The sequence below is a fragment of the Pseudomonas sp. EA_65y_Pfl2_P78 genome, assembly GCF_963970495.1.
GTDB lineage: Bacteria > Pseudomonadota > Gammaproteobacteria > Pseudomonadales > Pseudomonadaceae > Aquipseudomonas > Aquipseudomonas baetica_A.
Map to the genome: position 1 here is coordinate 38790 of NZ_CAXAON010000036.1, position 14833 is coordinate 53622.

Annotated in this window: 13 protein-coding genes and 1 pseudogene; 6 read left to right on the forward strand and 8 right to left on the reverse strand. The window is 60.5% G+C overall.

Annotated features, from left to right (window positions below; translation table 11 throughout):
• Positions 1–196 precede the first annotated feature (196 nt).
• Complete coding sequence (locus AACY02_RS22505; RefSeq protein WP_339433839.1) at positions 197–1138, forward strand: class I SAM-dependent methyltransferase; 942 nt, start codon at positions 197–199, stop codon at positions 1136–1138.
• Between the two features lie 43 nt (positions 1139–1181).
• Here AACY02_RS22505 and AACY02_RS22510 read toward each other — a convergent pair whose 3' ends face one another.
• On the reverse strand, positions 1182–1868 hold the full coding sequence (locus tag AACY02_RS22510) for a GNAT family N-acetyltransferase (RefSeq protein ID WP_339433840.1): 687 nt from the start codon (positions 1866–1868) through the stop codon (positions 1182–1184).
• Between the two features lie 449 nt (positions 1869–2317).
• Between AACY02_RS22510 and AACY02_RS22515 the strand changes: the two genes are divergently transcribed.
• Entirely contained in the window at positions 2318–2530 is a 213-nt protein-coding gene (locus tag AACY02_RS22515; RefSeq protein WP_339433841.1) for a YXWGXW repeat-containing protein, read from the forward strand.
• A gap of 43 nt (positions 2531–2573) precedes the next feature.
• Here the strand turns inward: AACY02_RS22515 and AACY02_RS22520 are convergent, their stop codons facing one another.
• From AACY02_RS22520 to AACY02_RS22540, 5 genes are all read right to left on the reverse strand, one after another.
• Complete coding sequence (locus tag AACY02_RS22520; RefSeq protein ID WP_339433842.1) at positions 2574–3365, reverse strand: energy transducer TonB; 792 nt, start codon at positions 3363–3365, stop codon at positions 2574–2576.
• Positions 3362–3808 carry a protein TolR gene (tolR, locus tag AACY02_RS22525; RefSeq protein ID WP_339433843.1) on the reverse strand — a complete coding sequence of 149 codons (447 nt, stop codon included), beginning with the start codon at positions 3806–3808 and terminating at the stop codon, positions 3362–3364. Before tolR ends, AACY02_RS22520 begins: the two co-directional genes overlap by 4 nt.
• Positions 3809–3822: 14 nt before the next feature.
• Positions 3823–4533 (reverse strand): protein TolQ, encoded by a 711-nt coding sequence (gene tolQ, locus AACY02_RS22530; protein ID WP_339433844.1) that lies wholly within the window; start codon positions 4531–4533, stop codon positions 3823–3825.
• A gap of 90 nt (positions 4534–4623) precedes the next feature.
• On the reverse strand, positions 4624–6528 hold the full coding sequence (locus AACY02_RS22535; protein WP_339433845.1) for a phytase: 1905 nt from the start codon (positions 6526–6528) through the stop codon (positions 4624–4626).
• A 59-nt stretch (positions 6529–6587) separates the two neighbouring features.
• A complete protein-coding gene (locus AACY02_RS22540) occupies positions 6588–9131 on the reverse strand; it encodes a TonB-dependent receptor (protein ID WP_339433846.1) in 2544 nt (847 codons plus the stop codon).
• Positions 9132–9536: 405 nt separating this feature from the next.
• On the opposite strand from AACY02_RS22540, the gene AACY02_RS22545 reads away from it, so the two are divergent.
• Entirely contained in the window at positions 9537–10451 is a 915-nt protein-coding gene (locus tag AACY02_RS22545) for a GGDEF domain-containing protein (protein ID WP_339433847.1), read from the forward strand.
• 8 nt (positions 10452–10459) lie between these two features.
• Complete coding sequence (locus tag AACY02_RS22550) at positions 10460–11497, forward strand: AraC family transcriptional regulator ligand-binding domain-containing protein (RefSeq protein WP_339433848.1); 1038 nt, start codon at positions 10460–10462, stop codon at positions 11495–11497.
• A 17-nt stretch (positions 11498–11514) separates the two neighbouring features.
• Here AACY02_RS22550 and AACY02_RS22555 read toward each other — a convergent pair whose 3' ends face one another.
• A complete protein-coding gene (locus AACY02_RS22555; RefSeq protein ID WP_339433849.1) occupies positions 11515–12072 on the reverse strand; it encodes a YceI family protein in 558 nt (185 codons plus the stop codon).
• A 74-nt stretch (positions 12073–12146) separates the two neighbouring features.
• Positions 12147–13505: an MATE family efflux transporter gene (locus AACY02_RS22560; RefSeq protein WP_339433850.1), complete on the reverse strand. Its 1359-nt coding sequence runs from the start codon at positions 13503–13505 to the stop codon at positions 12147–12149.
• A 196-nt stretch (positions 13506–13701) separates the two neighbouring features.
• Between AACY02_RS22560 and AACY02_RS22565 the strand changes: the two genes are divergently transcribed.
• On the forward strand, positions 13702–14271 hold the full coding sequence (locus tag AACY02_RS22565; RefSeq protein ID WP_339433851.1) for a chorismate mutase: 570 nt from the start codon (positions 13702–13704) through the stop codon (positions 14269–14271).
• 123 nt (positions 14272–14394) lie between these two features.
• A pseudogene (locus tag AACY02_RS22570) lies at positions 14395–14637 on the forward strand (hypothetical protein); the annotation flags it as partial.
• Positions 14638–14833: the final 196 nt, after the last annotated feature.

A 14833-nucleotide genomic window follows, 5' to 3' on the forward strand; every position in this document is an offset into this window, starting at 1 on the left:
ACTGCACTCCCTGAATTGCATTAACGATTTAGCGGCTTTAATCCGCTGCTTATCTGGTATGAGCGGCGGGTTCTGTAGAAATTCATTTTTGATACAGGCCTTTTCAAGAACGTCGTATTTACCTACTCGCGACAAGCGTTCGCAACGGCGCAATTGTGGTTAAAATGCCGGCCCTTTTGCTGGCCGACCGTGACTGATGAACCCTCAAGCCCTCGCCACCCTCCACGCCCATTTGCTGCCTGCACTGGCGGCGGCACCCAGTGAGACCCGTCGCCTTTTTCATGGGCGCGGGCGTTGCTGGCCGGGGCTGGAACAGCTCACCGTGGACTGGCTGCAAGGCGTGGTGCTGGTGTCGCTGTTCAAGGAGCCGGAGCCTGAACAACTGGAAAACCTCAAGGGGTTGCTGCTGGACATCAGCGGTTCGAGCGAGTGGCAGCAATGCGGCGCGCACACGTTGCTGATCCAGCATCGCTACTTGCCACAAAGCACCGCCGAATGGCTGCTGGGCGATGAGCTCGACGAAATGACCATCGTCGAGGGCGGTTTGCAGTACCGCGTCGATCTGGGGCGCAAGCAAAACGCCGGGCTGTTTCTCGACATGCGTTACGGGCGTGACTGGGTACGCGACCAGGCGGCGGGCAAGCGGGTGCTGAATCTGTTCGCCTACACCTGCGGTTTCTCCGTGGCGGCCATCGAGGGTGGCGCCAGCCATGTGGTCAACCTCGACATGTCCCGCGCCGCGCTGAGCCGCGGCCGCGACAATCATCGGCTCAACGGCCATGATGTGAGCAACGTCACTTTTCTCGGCCACGACCTGTTCAAGTCCTGGGGCAAAGTGATCAACAGCGGCCCTTACGATCTGGTGATCATCGATCCGCCGTCATTCCAGAAAGGCAGTTTCTTGCTGACCAAGGATTACCAGCGCGTGCTGCGACGCTTGCCGGAACTGCTGAGCGCGCAAGGCACGGTGCTGGCGTGCATGAACGATCCGTCGTTGGGTTCGGACTTTCTGATTGACGGGGTTACGCAGCAAGCGCCGAGTCTGCGCTTTGAAAAACGCCTGGAGAATCCGCCGGAATTCCCGGATATCGACCCTGAAAGCGGCCTGAAGGCCCTGGTCTTCCGGCGCATCGACTGACACTTCCCAAATCCGAGGGAGCAAAGACTTCGAGTCGCCGCGATCAGTGCACGGTCAACCGCTGACGAACAAATTCCTCGGTATGACGGATGGTTTGATCCAGATGCCGATCGCGCTGTTTCTCGGCGTCGAGCATGGCGCGCTTGCCGTTTTTCTGTAGCAGGTAGGTGTGGATCTGCTGCACCTCCAGCGAACGGTAGATCGGCATGGTGTCGATGAACCCATGCAAGCCGTTGCTGCGGTAATGCCGCGTACTCATCAGCACTTGCGTCTCGCGCTGACCGATCACCTCAAAGCCCAGCGCTTCGAAATACGGGACCTTGCCGATGCTGCAAGCCAGTTCGGCGTGGGGATAACGCCCGACCATTTCACCGATCATGGCCCGCGCCACGCCCTGACGCCGATGACCTTCGCGCACGGCCATGTAGGCGACGCTGCACGCTTGCCAGTCGCCCTGCACCGGCAGGTACAAGAGGAAACCGATCACCTGCTCCGGGTCGTGCTCATCGGTGGCAACCAGCAGTTCCACCTCGGTGCCCTTCTCGCCATTCAACGCTTCCAGATACAGATGCACCTCATAGCCGACCGCATACTGATAGACGTTGTACAGCAGGTTGCTCGGGCCCAGGCCCACGGCGCTGATGTCGGTCAGATAGTCGACAACCATTTGCAGAATCTGGCTGTTGATGCCCTCAGGGCATGGGGTTTTGTAGTGGGTGATGCGTGGCATGGCGGGTGAACTCCGGCGGGAAACCGCGACATCATACCTTGAGCGTCCGCTCAGCCTGTATCTGTGCTGACTGAACCGGCGCTTTCGCGAGCAAGCCCGCACACATTCGAGCGCATCTCTCCTGTGTGCGGGCTTGCTCGCGTAGAGGCCAACGTGTTCAGCACCCATCCAACAGGCCCCCCAGCAAAGCCTTCCTGACAAAAATTTCATCTAGCCCAAACGGGATTTTTTGCCGTTACAGCGTCCAATTCTTCAACTGCGCTCACTCCCTGCGCAGGCCTTGAGGCGTTGTCATGAAGGTTTTGCGTTCCCTGTCCAAATGGCAATAAACCTGGCGGCTGTGGCCATTGGCTCTGACAGGCACGAGGGTCGAACGGGTTGTGGGTTGAAGGGCACTGGGTGCGTTGATTGCCACGCGCCTGAACCGATCACTTTGCGGGAACACCATCATGTCGAAAACCGTTAAATCCCTGCTTGCCTTCACACTGGTGGCCATTACCCTCTCGGGCTGTGTCGTCGCGCCCCCCCGACCGCATCGGCCACCGCCGCTGGTAGAAGTGGTGCCGGTCATGCCGGCGCCGGGTTATCACTGGGTCGCCGGTCACTACCGTTGGGGCGGTCATCAATGGCGCTGGATACCGGGTCACTGGCGGGCGTATTGACTGTTGAGGGGCGGCGTCAGTCACCGGGATGACGCCGCCCCACTCACTTGATCCGGTAATGAAAGGTATTGCGTACCGCCGGCACCGACACGGCGACGCCGTCAATGATCCGCGGCTGATACCGGAAGGTTTGCACCGCCGCCAGTGACGGGCGAATGAACAACGGATGGCAGCCGTCGAGCACCTTGGCGTTTTCCACCCGACCTTGCGGGTTGACGGTGTATTGCACCGAACAATCACCCTGGATGTTTTTGTCCAGGGCGCGCTCTGGATACTCTGGCGCCTCTTTGCTCAGCGGCAAGTATTGGCGGCTGTCGGCGAGGGCCTGCTGGCGAGCGTGTTCGGCCTGTTGCGCCTGACGCGCTTGTTGTTGCGCGGCCTGTTGTTGTGCCAGACGTTGTTGCGCGGCGTCATCTGCACGCTTGCGCGCCTGCAGTTGCTCGCGCTGTTGCTCGGCCAGTTGTTCGCGCTTGCGCTCTTCTACCCGCTTGCGCGCCAAGGCGGCCTGCTCGATTTTTTGCGTTTGAGGTGCCGGCTCGGCCTTAGGCTTGACGGGTTCGACCGGCGCAGTCGCCTGCGGCTCAATGACGGGCGCCGGCGTCGGTTCAGGCTCAGGAGGTTGTGCGACTGACGGCGCAACCATCACCAGTTGCGTGGTCAACACCCGTGGCGGTTTGACCGCCGGGGCGGACGGCGACCAGGCGCTGATCAACAACACCAGTACCATTGCGTGCAAGGCAACCGCCAGCGTCGCTGCGAGGCTGTGTTGCCAGAAGTCGTTGCGCGGCATCGGCGCGGCAATCATTGCCGGACTGTGCGGGGTCGTCACCGTCATTGCGGCGCCTCGGTCACCAGCCCGAGATTGCTCACGCCGCCCTGCTGCAACGCGGCCATGGCGGCCACGACGCTGCCGTAACCGGCGTCCTTGTCAGCGCGGATATAGACCTGCGTATCCGGGCGTTGCGCGACAATCTGTTCGACCTTGGCGCGCATCTCGTCGAGTGCCACGGCGCTGTCGGTCTGGTGCTGCGTATCGAGTTCGCCACCCAGGTTCCAGAAGTAGCCGCCCTCAGCTTTCACCGACAGCGTCAGAATCGGCTGGCGCGTGTCGTTGGCCAAGGCTTCACTGGCGATCTTCGGCAACTCGACTTTCACACCTTGAGTCAACATCGGCGCGGTCACCATGAAAATCACCAACAGCACTAACATCACGTCGATGTATGGCACCACGTTCATTTCAGCTTTGGGTCCGTGCTTGCGTTGCGGCCTGACTAACATCGTGTTTCTCCTGTTCAGGCCGCAGCGGCGAGATTCATTGGCGCACCGTGCAACTGGCGATGCAGACGCACTTGCAATTCGTTGCCAAAGGCGTAGTAACGCGTCAGCAGCGTTTGGCTACGTGCGGCAAAACGGTTGTAAGCGATGACCGCCGGGATCGCCGCAAACAGGCCGATGGCCGTCGCGATCAACGCTTCGGCGATACCCGGCGCGACCGTCGACAACGTGGCCTGCTGCACCTGAGACAAACCGAGAAACGAATTCATGATCCCCCACACGGTGCCGAACAAACCGATGTAAGGGCTGACCGAACCGACCGTGGCGAGAAACTGCAAACCCTTTTCCAGTTGCAATTCCTGCTCACTGATCGCGACATGCAGCGCGCGCTCGACCCCTTCCTGCACCGCATCGGCATGGCTGCCCGCGTGCTGATTGAGGTGACGAAACTCGGCGAATCCGGCATTGAAGATGGGCTCGATGCCGGCCTCGACCTCCTGAACCTGCGCCGTTTCGCGGTACAGCGGCAACAGTTCGGGGGCCCGGCGAAAGCGCTGGATGAAACCGTTCAACTGGCGGTCGCGCCGCTGCAGCACGCGGCTGCGCTGAATGATCAGGTACCAACTGAGTACCGATGCCAGCAACAGCGTCAGCATCACGGCTTTAACCAGAAGGCTGGCGTCGCTGATCAGTCCCCAGATAGTCATGTGTTCGAGCGTGGCCTGCATGGTGAAACTCCTTGTGAGCGATGGCCGGTGTTGCCGGAGCAACGACCGCGCCGTTATTCGATGAAAAAGTGATGACCGGTTGATGACGGATCAGGGTAATTTCAGCGCTTTGCTGACCTCGGCCCACGGCACGAACTTGAAGTTCTGGCTTTGCTCGGGCATCCGTTTGCGACCGTCCTGCACCACCAACATGCCTTGGCTCCATGGCCCACCGAGGTTGACCGACGTCACTTCCAGGCCATCGGTTTCCGACGCCCCGTCAATGCCCGCCGCCGCGTTGAGACCGACGCGCAATGCACCCTGCACAGCAAACGGAGGCTCGGCATCCAGCACCAGATAGCTGTCGTTGCCCTGGCTGGACACCACCAGATAGTCCCGCGCCAGACTCTGATAGAGCGCCAGACCTTCGACATCCGCGTGCAGCAGCCCACCGACCTTGATCACACTGGTGAGGGTCGCCGGCTGATCAGCGCGGGCGTCTACCGCCCAGACACCGACATCCTCTTCGCCGATAAACAGGCGCTGGCGCTGATCGTCGGCGACGCAACCCTCGGGCTGGCTGTCGACCTTGAAGCGGCGCACCAACTCGCCCTGAACCTGGCCGTTCGCAGCGTCGAGGCGGTATTGCAGGAAGGTGCCGTCCTTGTCGTTGGCGATGGCGTAGATCTCACCGCTGGCCGGTTGAAACAGGCAGAGGCCGTAAATGTCGTTCAACGGTGTGGGCACTTCGCCGATATCGCGCAACTCGCCGCTTTGGCGGTCGATGGCGAACAGGCTGAGGCTGTTGTGATCGCGATGGCTGGCCACGGCCAGATCGACCGTTAGCGCGCCGAGTTTGAAGTGGGGGCGCACATCGACGTTGTTCAGGCGTCCGACCGGCAACTCCTGCACCTGCTTGCCTTGCAGGTCATACACCAGCAGACCCTGTTTTTTATTGGTGCCCAATACGCGACTCAGCGATGGCTGCTGCGGATGCACCCAAATGGCCGGGTCATCTGCCGCATCGCCCTGACGTGCGACCGGATCGCTCTGCACCTGCGCCGCGACATCGGGCAGCTTCGGTGGCAACGCAACCGGCGTGGCTTGCCAGTCGAGATGGCCTTGATAGGCGCGTCCATCGTCATCGTCGCGGATCAGCACTTGCAGACCTTTGGCGGTTTGGCGCACGGCCAGATTTTCCGGCTCCTTCAAGCCCGACAACGGCAACGTCGCTTGTGCCGACCAGCCCTGCGCCTGTTGCTGGTAGAGGTGCAACTGCGCGGCTTTCGGGTCGAGGCCGATAATGCCACCCGCTACCAACGCCATGGCACCCGCCTCGCCTTTGATCTGGCCGAACGGTTCTCGCAGGGCGACCGGTGAGCGCTGCACGTCGGCTTCGGCATGGGCCGGATACGCCCACCAACCGACGTTCTCTTCGTTGACCACCAATTGCTCGGCAGCATCATCGACCTGGCAAAACTGCGCCGACGGCGGCAGGGGCAGCCCCCGCACACGTTGCGCCCGGGTGTTGAGCGTGACGCCGTTACCCACCAGCCATTGCTCGCCCTTGCCCTCCTCGCCAACCAGAAACACAAACAGGTTGTCGGCGCTGTCGCGGTACAGGCACAAACCGTTGACCGCGAAGTCTCGGGTCGGCAGGTACAGCGGCGTGCCCCATTGCCGTTGGGCCGGATCAAGGCTGACTACCAGCGCTCGCTGACTGGCGTTGTCGACGCTGGCGACCCAGACGTGATGTTCGTCTGCGCGGCTGTCCAACCCGCTGAAAGAACCGGGCAAACGCGCCAGTTCAGCGCCTTGGCCATCAAGCACCAACAAGCCTTCAGTGAAACTGACGCCAAGCCGTGCGTCGCCCGGCAAAAAACCCAAGGCTTGGAGTTTGAGTGTCGGCGCCCACGGAGTGAGTGTCAGGCTCGGCGTGGCGGCCAGCGCTTGGCTCGCGGTCAGGGCGATCAGTGCGCCCAGTCGCCAGCGTTTATGTCGCAAAGAAATACTCATGAACCGCAGAATCCTTGTCGTGCGTGGATCGACGGCGGCACCCGGCCGCCATCCGGGGATTAAAAGTGGGTGAAGGTCAGGCCGAGCTTGTAGGTCGGGCCGTATTCTTCGTATTGGCCGTTGTAGGAACGGTTGCCGGTGGAAACGAAATACGGCTGATCGGTGAGGTTTTGCGCCTCGAAACTCAGTTGCAGGTCCTTCGTCAGTGAATAACGTGCGCTGAAGTCGACGAAGGTCTGCGCATCAACGTGCAGGTCATGCGCCTTGTCATTGATCGAAGCCAATTCGTAGAGGTAATCGGATTTGTAGTTGGCCGACAGGCGCAGGCTGACCTTGTCGTTTTCCCAGCCGAGCATCAGGTTGCCGACCGTGTCGGACTGGCTGGGCAGATCGATGCTGCGTTTGCGGTGACGACCACTGGCGGCGTCGAAGCCTTCGATCTCGGCATCCGAGCGGCTGAAGGTGGTGTTGGCCCCCAGTAACAGACCGTTCCAAGGTGCCGGCAACCAATCGAATTTCTGCGAGTACGCCAACTCCAGGCCATAGAGTCTGGCGCTGTCGCCGTTGGCAAAGCTGTGGGCTTCGGAGAAGCTGGCCCAGGCACCCGAGCCGGCCAGATCCGTGTTGTAGACGAAGTGCTTGATGTCTTTGTAGAACACGAACGCCGACACCGTGCCGGCATGGCCCATGTAGTGCTCGATACCCAGGTCAAGGTTGCTCGACTCCAGCGGTTTCAGATCCGGGTTACCGAACGTGGCTTCATCGTCATCGATGACAAACCCCGGGGCGAGCTGGCCGAACGTCGGACGCACCACGGACTTGGTCCATGCCGCACGCACCTGGGTGTTTTTATCCAGTTGATAGCGCGCATGCAGGCCGGGCAACCAGTGGTGATAACGGCGTTTGGTCTCGGTGGCCTGGAAGTCACCGTCGGTGGCCCCGGTGCCTTTGGCTTCGAACTCGGTGCCCTCATAGCGCAGGCCGGCGATGAACCGCCAATCATCGATATCGATCGTGTTCATCAGGTAACCGGCGTTGATGTCCTCGCTCATCTTGAAGTCGTTGACCGTTGATTCGGTCTCGTCATAGAAGTCGTCTGGGTTCAGCCCGCCGATCAGGTTTTTGATTGCACGGGTGCTGATCCCCGGCCCGAACTGGCCGAGACGATAATCCACCGAGCCCTTGGCGAAGCGGCTGAGGTTGAGTGCATCGTCGCTGAAACCGAGCCCATCGAAGTCTTTGTAGACCCAGGCATCGAGGTCGTTGTCCTTGTTACGACGGCTGACTTTGCCGCCGAATTTGACCTGAGACGCATAACCGCTCAAGTCATAGTCCCGGGCCAGATCCAGACGCAGGTTCTTCTCGGTGTCCGTGGTGTTCTGCTTTTCCCAGTCGACCTTGTCGAGCGTGAAATGATTGGCGTTGTAGAAATCCTCACCGAGGATCGGGCGCGGCTTGTCGTTGCTGTAAAAACCGCTGCTGGCAAAATCGTCATTGCCCTCGAACGCCGCGTTGGCGATGTGGCCCGGGCTGTCTTCGCTGGAACGGCTGTAGCCGGCCTGACCGCTGAGCGTCCACAGACCGATCATGCGTTCGCCACCGAACACGTAAGACTGAATTTCCTGGGTCTCCTCGCGCTGCTTGAGTTTGCGTTTGCCTTCGGCATCGCCCAGTACGCCGGCTGCCTGCGGGTCGGCAAACTCGATGCTGGTGGAGTTGCGTGTCTCGCTGTCCTTATAGCGGCTGTACAGCGTGCGCAGGTAATAGCTGCTGAGGTCGTCGGGTTTGTAATCGAAGTTCAGGCCGCCGCCGGTGCGTTCGCGACTGATGTCGTAGTCACGCTGTTCGAACTCTTCCAATTGCGCACCGCGCGCAAAATCCCAGGCGCCGCCGGTTTCGACGTTATCCGAGCCGAAATCGCGCTTTTGCCAACTCAGCGCAGCGGCGACACCGAAGTTGTCGATGCCATCGCCGAGGCTGAATCGGTCGCTGACCGCGCCGGAGAACTTGGGGCTGGTCTGGTGGGTGTTCTTGTCATAGCTGGCCTCGGTACTGCCGGTGTAGAACAAGCCTTTGTGATCGAACGCCGAAAGACTTTTGACATCGACCGTGCCACCCAGCGAGTTGGCGTCCATGTCCGGGGTCAGGGTCTTGATGACGGACAGCGACTGCACCAACTCTGAAGGCAAGACGTCGAGGGCCACGGCGCGGCGTTCGCTTTGCGGGGATGGCACCAGCGTGCCGTTGATGGTCACGCTGTTCAGGTCCGGCCCCAGGCCGCGCACGCTGACAAAGCGCCCTTCGCCCTGATCACGTTCAACGCTGATGCCCGGCAAGCGCTGCACCGCCTCGGCAACGTTCTCGTCCGGCAACTGCGCTACGCCGTCGGCATGCACCACGCTTTCGATATTGTCGGAACGACGCTGTTGCTTGAGCGCCGAGTCGATGCTCGCCGCCTGGCCGACCACTTCGACGTGTTCGACATTGGCGCTGGCATCGGCAGCGTGCAAGCGCTCGCTGGTCATCGCCATGGCCAAAGCGGTCAGGGTGAAACTGAAGAGCCCGACGGTGCCGCTGCGCGGATAACTGCTGCGCTGGTACATGTGTGTCCTCCCCCATAAGAGTCCGGTCAGGCCAGGCAAGTGGCCCGGCAACTGGAAGGGCAAGCTAGGGATGAGGCATGACGCTTCTGTGACAGGGTTGGGCGAAGGACCCTGTAAACCGGGGGTTTGCCGGCATTCACCGCGACAAATGAGCTGAAATGACCTCTTGCGCACACGACTTCTCTCTGTGGCAGTGGGCTTGCTCGCGAAGGCGGTGTGTCATGGCGCGATGCGTTGACTGACTCGACGCCTTCGCGAGCAAGCCCGCTCCCACAGGGCCGGAGGTGTTTTTGAAAAAATTCACCTGCCTCAGTGAGCTGATTCGACCTCCCGCCACCGTCACCCGGCTGTCACAAACATCTGCTGTGCTGGCGCGCATTGCTTTTTCGCCAAAGGATCGCGGCCATGTTCTCAGTGCTCAAACCCCACCGTTGGAAACTCGCCGCACTGCTGCTGACGGCCAACCTCGGGTTACTCCTGCTTCTGGCGTGCGGGGAGCTCAAATCGTCCAGAGAGTGGGTCTGGCTGGACATCATCGGCGAAGGCGGTTCGGCGCTGCTGGCACTGGTCTGGCTGGGGCTAGTGCTGAAAAGCCGCCCGGCCGGACGGGTCACGAACTACCTGGCACTGGGCCTGAGCTGCATTTTCTTTTCCTGGTGGATCGACTGGCTCGACGAGTTCATCCGTCTGCCCGCCAGCATCACTTGGGATCACTGGCTCGAATCCGGGCCGATGCCCGTGGGCATGATCCTGCTGACCATCGGCATCTATCACTGGCACCGTGAGCAACTGGCAATCAGCGCGCAGATGGAGAAACGCGAGCGACTGTTCCGTGAGCATCGGCTGTTCGACAAACTCACTCCGCTGGGCAGCGCCGATTACCTGAAACGGCAACTGACCGCCAGCCTCGCCGAGAGCCTCGTGCAGCAACAACCACTGTCGTTGCTGGTGCTCGACCTGGATAACTTCGCCGCGATCAATCAGGCCTACGGGCATGTCGAAGGCGATGCCGTGTTGCAAGCCCTCAGCCATTTGCTGCTGCTGAACCTGCGCCGTCAGGATCTGCTGTGTCGTCTGGCCGGCGACCGTTTTGTGGTGTTGCTACCCAATACCGGCGAGCGTCAGGCGCAACTGCTGGCGCAAGAACTGCAACTCAGCGTGCAGGCCCTGGCGCACAAGACCCGGCAACATGGCGAACGCTTGCAACTGTCGGCCAGCACAGCGGTGGTGATGGCTTTGGAGGAAACGCCTGAAGTGCTGCTCAAACGCTTGAACCTGGCGCTGGCACGCGCCAAGTCGCCGCTGGCCAAAAGCGCCTGAGGCCAACCATGACCGTCAAAACCAATTGGTACGAAACCGACAGTCGTTTCATTCCCGGGCATTACCAACCCGCAACGCTGATCGACCTGGCGCTCTCGCGGGACATCGACAGCCATCGGCTGCTACGCGGCACGGGGCTGTTTCACGAAGACATTCTGGCCGGCCAGACTCGCCTCAGTGCGCAGCAGTTTCTCGGTCTGATCGGTAACAGTCGCCGTTTACTCGACGCCGATGACAGCAGTTTCCTGTTCGGTCAACGCTTGCTGCCCGGGCACTACGGGGCCGCCAGCCATGCGTTGCGTCACGCACAAAACCTGCATCAAGCGCTTGACACACTGGTGCAGCAACAGGCCCTGCTCAGTCCATTGATGACGCCGCGCCTGTTACTCGATGACAGCTTTGCCTACATCTACTGGCTGGACAGCTGCGGCGCCGGCGAGCAATGGCGGTTTCTGCTGGAAGCAGGCATGACTTCGCTGGTGGCCATGAGTCAGTGGCTCAGCGGCCAGCGCCTGCCATGGGAATGCAGTTTCAGTCACGCTGAACCGCGTTATGTCGAGCAATATTGGGTGCACCTGGGCGAGCACACGCAGTTCAAGCGACCGCTGGATCTGATGCGCATTCCGCGGGAATTTCTCGCCCGGCCATGGCCGGGAGCATCGGCGACGGCCGGTCAGGTCGCCCGCCAGGAAGCCTTGCGACAGATCGAGCAATTGGGCTTTGCCGAAAGCTTCACCGATTGCCTGTATCGCCACTTGCAGGATCACGTCCGTCAGCCACCAAGCCTGGAACAAGCCGCACAGGTTTTCGCCATGAGCCCGGCCACCCTCAAGCGCAAGCTGCAAAAACACAACACCGGGTTCCAGCAACAAGTGGACCTGGTGCGCAAACACGTCGCGCTGTACCTGTATCAGGTCAAAGGCATGAGCAACGAGGAAGTGGCCGAGTACCTGAGTTTCAGTGATGCGGCAAACTTTCGCCGCTCATTCAAGCGCTGGACCGGCAGCACCCCCAACCTGATCCGCCAGTTGTTTGGCAGCCACTGAAAGGACATGCCTGCACCTCAGCGCTGTGGTGCCACGATCTTGAACTTGATAGCGATGTCCCTGGACACAAAGGTGTCCGCCCACTCCCCCGCGCCGAGGCCGAACTCATCACGTTTGAGCAGCAATGCACCGTCGAAAATGCCGATATTGCTGCCTGATTTCAATTGCACCGGCACCTGCACTTCGCGGGTGATGCCCTTGAGGGTGAGTTTGCCGTCGATCAGGTAGTGATTGTCGGAAACCTGGCTGACGCGACCCGATTCGAACACCGCCACCGGGAATTTCCCGGTGTCGAACCATGCCGATTTGACCTGCTCGGTATTGGCATCTTCGCTGCCGGCATCAATGCTCTTCAGGTAGATGCGCAAGAAGGTGTGAGCGCTGGCGGGGTTGTCGGTATCGAAGTCCAGCGTCGCGTCGAACTGGCCGAAGGTCCCGTACATCGGCGAGCCCATCTGGCTGTAGGTGAAGCTGATCTGACTGGCATGCGTGTTGACCCGGGTGTACTCGACAGCGCGCGCGGCGGGTACAGCGCAGAGGGACAACACAGCGGCCAACAGCAATCGGATCGACATGGGGTTCTCCGGGCAGCGCTTGCCGTCGAGGGACTCGGTTGACTTAAGCAAACAACGGGCGGTTATGCCAACCACTAGACCAGGCGTTCAATCTTCTGATGCCGCCAGACCAGTTTGTAATACAACGTCTGCAACACCAGCATGCCCAGATACGCCACCGGAAACGCCATCCACACACCCTGCAAGCCAAAGTGCCCGTCCAGCCAATACGCCGCCGGCAATTGCACGCCCACCACGCAGACAATCGCAATCACCACCGGCACCAACACCGTGCCACTGGCGCGCATGATCCCGCCGATGATTGCCTGGAAACCGAACACCAACAGGCTCCACAACATGATGTGCAACAGGTGTTCAGCCATTGCTCGGGTCGAGTCGTCGGTGAGGAATAACCCGAGCAACCAGTGCGACAGCACATAGCCCAGCACAATCAGGCCACCGGTCAGGCACACATTGATCAACAGCCCCGTGCGCAGGATCGGCCCCATGCGCTCCAGCCGCCCGGCCCCGATGGCCTGTGCGCCCAGGATCGAAGCGGTGATCGCAATCGACAACGCCGGGAACTGCACATAGTTGACGATCTGCGTCACCGCGCCATACGCCGCCGTCGCTTGCGAACCGTGCTGGTTGACCAGCGCCAGAATCACCAGTTCCGACAGCGACAGCACGATCATCTGCACGCCGGTCGGCAGGCCGATGCGCAGGACCTTGCCAAGAATCACCCCGTCCAGGCGCAGCGCTTTAAAGAACTCGCGATCGGGCGCCAATGGATGACCCTTGCGGATCAGCCGCCATGCAAGCCACGCCATCGCCGACAGGTTGCCGGCGAGCCCCGCAAACGCTGCACTCTGGATGCCCAGTTGCGGCAAGCCGAACCAGCCACGAATCAACGCCGGTGTCAGCGCAAGCCCCACACAGGTCGACACCATCAGTGCCAGCAGTGGCGAAACCGTGTCGCTCACCCCGCGCAACAACTGCGTGAACAGCACAAAGGCCAGCAGCGACGGCAAAATCCACATCATCACATGGGCATACGCCACCGCATCGTCCAGCACGTCGGCGGGCGTGCCCAACCCCGTCAACGCCTGCCGCGCAAACACACTGCCCAACACCGCTGCCACCAGACCAATCAACACCCCAAGCAACAGCGTTGCCCCGGCAATCGCCTTGACCATGTGCGATTCGCGCGCCCCCCATGCCTGACCGATCAACACCCCCGCGCCCGCACCCAGGCCAATCACCAGGGCGATAAAAAAGAACACCACGGGAAACATGCCCGACACCGCCGCCAGCGCCTGGGTGCCCAGCATCTGACCGATGTAGATGCTGTTGATCGTGCCCGACATCGATTGCAGGAAGTTGGACAGCACCATCGGCGCAAGGAACAGCAGGTAGGTTTGCCAGAGGGGTTTGGTGGCGGTGGGGGTTTGCATTAAATGAGGTCCATCTCGACGGCGGGAAGGCTGATTGAGGATAGCTTCGGTGAGTTGGGTGCGGGGTGCAATTAACATTTCAGTCAGTGTTGATTCTTGCGCACCTTGTCTGTGTAACGGGCATGGGTCTGTTATGTGTCGGTTCGCAGTTGTGGTAAACAACAACCCGTTAATGTCATCCATTGAGGTTCTGTTAATGCCCCCCTTTCGAAAGCTGCTGATCAGCACTGGCCTAGCCTTACTCGCTGGCACTTCTCACGCTGCTACATCGACGCCAGCTCCTGAGTCCTTGCAACCGTTGCTGCTGACACTGAACGAACGCCTGAATATCGGCGATCTCGTCGCTTTGACCAAGTGGGACAGCGGCAAACCGATTCAGGACAGCCCACGGGAAGCGCAGGTCATCGCCAATGCCCGCACGCTGGCCAGCGAGCGCAAGCTCGATCCGGAAGATGTCTCGCAGTTGATTGCCGCGCAAATGGAAGCCAACAAACTGGTGCAATACGGTTTGCTGGCCCAATGGCAAGCGGCCGGTGCCGCGCCGAACACGCCGCGCCCGGATCTGGGCAAGCAGATTCGCCCGCGTCTGGATGAACTGCAAACCCGTCTGCTGCAGCAATATGCCGACTTTGCGCCTTATCGTCATGATTCCAGTTGCCCGGCCTGGCTCGCCAAGGCGCGCAGCGGTCTGACCCATGACGCGTTGCATGCGTTGGCGCTGACCCGCGCAACCGGGGAGTTGTGTATTCGGGCAATAGCCCCGTAGGACGGGGTTCGGGCAGACATCGCTGGCATCGATAGTCACCATCACGTCAATGAAGTTCTCATAAAAAATCCGCGGCGTAACATCGGCTCCAGACAAACCCAATACACCTCGGAGCACACGATCATGAAACGCCAAACCCTTCTCAGCCTCGCTTTCTCGGTTTTCGCAGTTAACGCTTTTGCCGCCACTCCCGTTCACACCCTGGTCGCTGAAGGCGGCTCGGATCGGTTGATTGAAAGTCGTGTCGCTGAAGGGGGTTCGGATCGTCTGATCGAACGCCGTGTTGCCGAGGGTGGCTCGGATCGTCTGATCGAACGCCGTGTTGCCGAGGGTGGCTCGGATCGTCTGATCGAACGCCGCGTTGCATGAATCACTGGCGCCACCACTGTCCCATCGAAGAGCCCGGCCTGATCAGCCGGGCTTTTTTGCGTCCACTGTCTCGTCCTGAATAAGGTTTACACCTTCTGGCTTCTTATCAGGAGGGTGCAATGGATACGGGCGCAAAACGTAGTCAGCGCGATTACACGCTGACTTTTAAATTGTCAGTTGTCGACCAAGTAGA

What these genes read in the sequence shown, in the direction of transcription:
- AACY02_RS22515 (WP_339433841.1), top strand. Translation starts at nt 2,318, where the DNA reads ATGTCGAAAACCGTTAAATCCCTGCTTGCCTTCACACTGGTGGCCATT.
- AACY02_RS22540 (WP_339433846.1), bottom strand. Translation starts at nt 9,131, where the DNA reads ATGTACCAGCGCAGCAGTTATCCGCGCAGCGGCACCGTCGGGCTCTTC.
- AACY02_RS22505 (WP_339433839.1), top strand. Translation starts at nt 197, where the DNA reads ATGAACCCTCAAGCCCTCGCCACCCTCCACGCCCATTTGCTGCCTGCA.
- AACY02_RS22535 (WP_339433845.1), bottom strand. Translation starts at nt 6,528, where the DNA reads ATGAGTATTTCTTTGCGACATAAACGCTGGCGACTGGGCGCACTGATC.
- AACY02_RS22520 (WP_339433842.1), bottom strand. Translation starts at nt 3,365, where the DNA reads ATGACGGTGACGACCCCGCACAGTCCGGCAATGATTGCCGCGCCGATG.
- AACY02_RS22510 (WP_339433840.1), bottom strand. Translation starts at nt 1,868, where the DNA reads ATGCCACGCATCACCCACTACAAAACCCCATGCCCTGAGGGCATCAAC.
- AACY02_RS22550 (WP_339433848.1), top strand. Translation starts at nt 10,460, where the DNA reads ATGACCGTCAAAACCAATTGGTACGAAACCGACAGTCGTTTCATTCCC.
- AACY02_RS22560 (WP_339433850.1), bottom strand. Translation starts at nt 13,505, where the DNA reads ATGCAAACCCCCACCGCCACCAAACCCCTCTGGCAAACCTACCTGCTG.
- AACY02_RS22555 (WP_339433849.1), bottom strand. Translation starts at nt 12,072, where the DNA reads ATGTCGATCCGATTGCTGTTGGCCGCTGTGTTGTCCCTCTGCGCTGTA.
- tolQ (WP_339433844.1), bottom strand. Translation starts at nt 4,533, where the DNA reads ATGCAGGCCACGCTCGAACACATGACTATCTGGGGACTGATCAGCGAC.
- AACY02_RS22545 (WP_339433847.1), top strand. Translation starts at nt 9,537, where the DNA reads ATGTTCTCAGTGCTCAAACCCCACCGTTGGAAACTCGCCGCACTGCTG.
- tolR (WP_339433843.1), bottom strand. Translation starts at nt 3,808, where the DNA reads ATGTTAGTCAGGCCGCAACGCAAGCACGGACCCAAAGCTGAAATGAAC.
- AACY02_RS22565 (WP_339433851.1), top strand. Translation starts at nt 13,702, where the DNA reads ATGCCCCCCTTTCGAAAGCTGCTGATCAGCACTGGCCTAGCCTTACTC.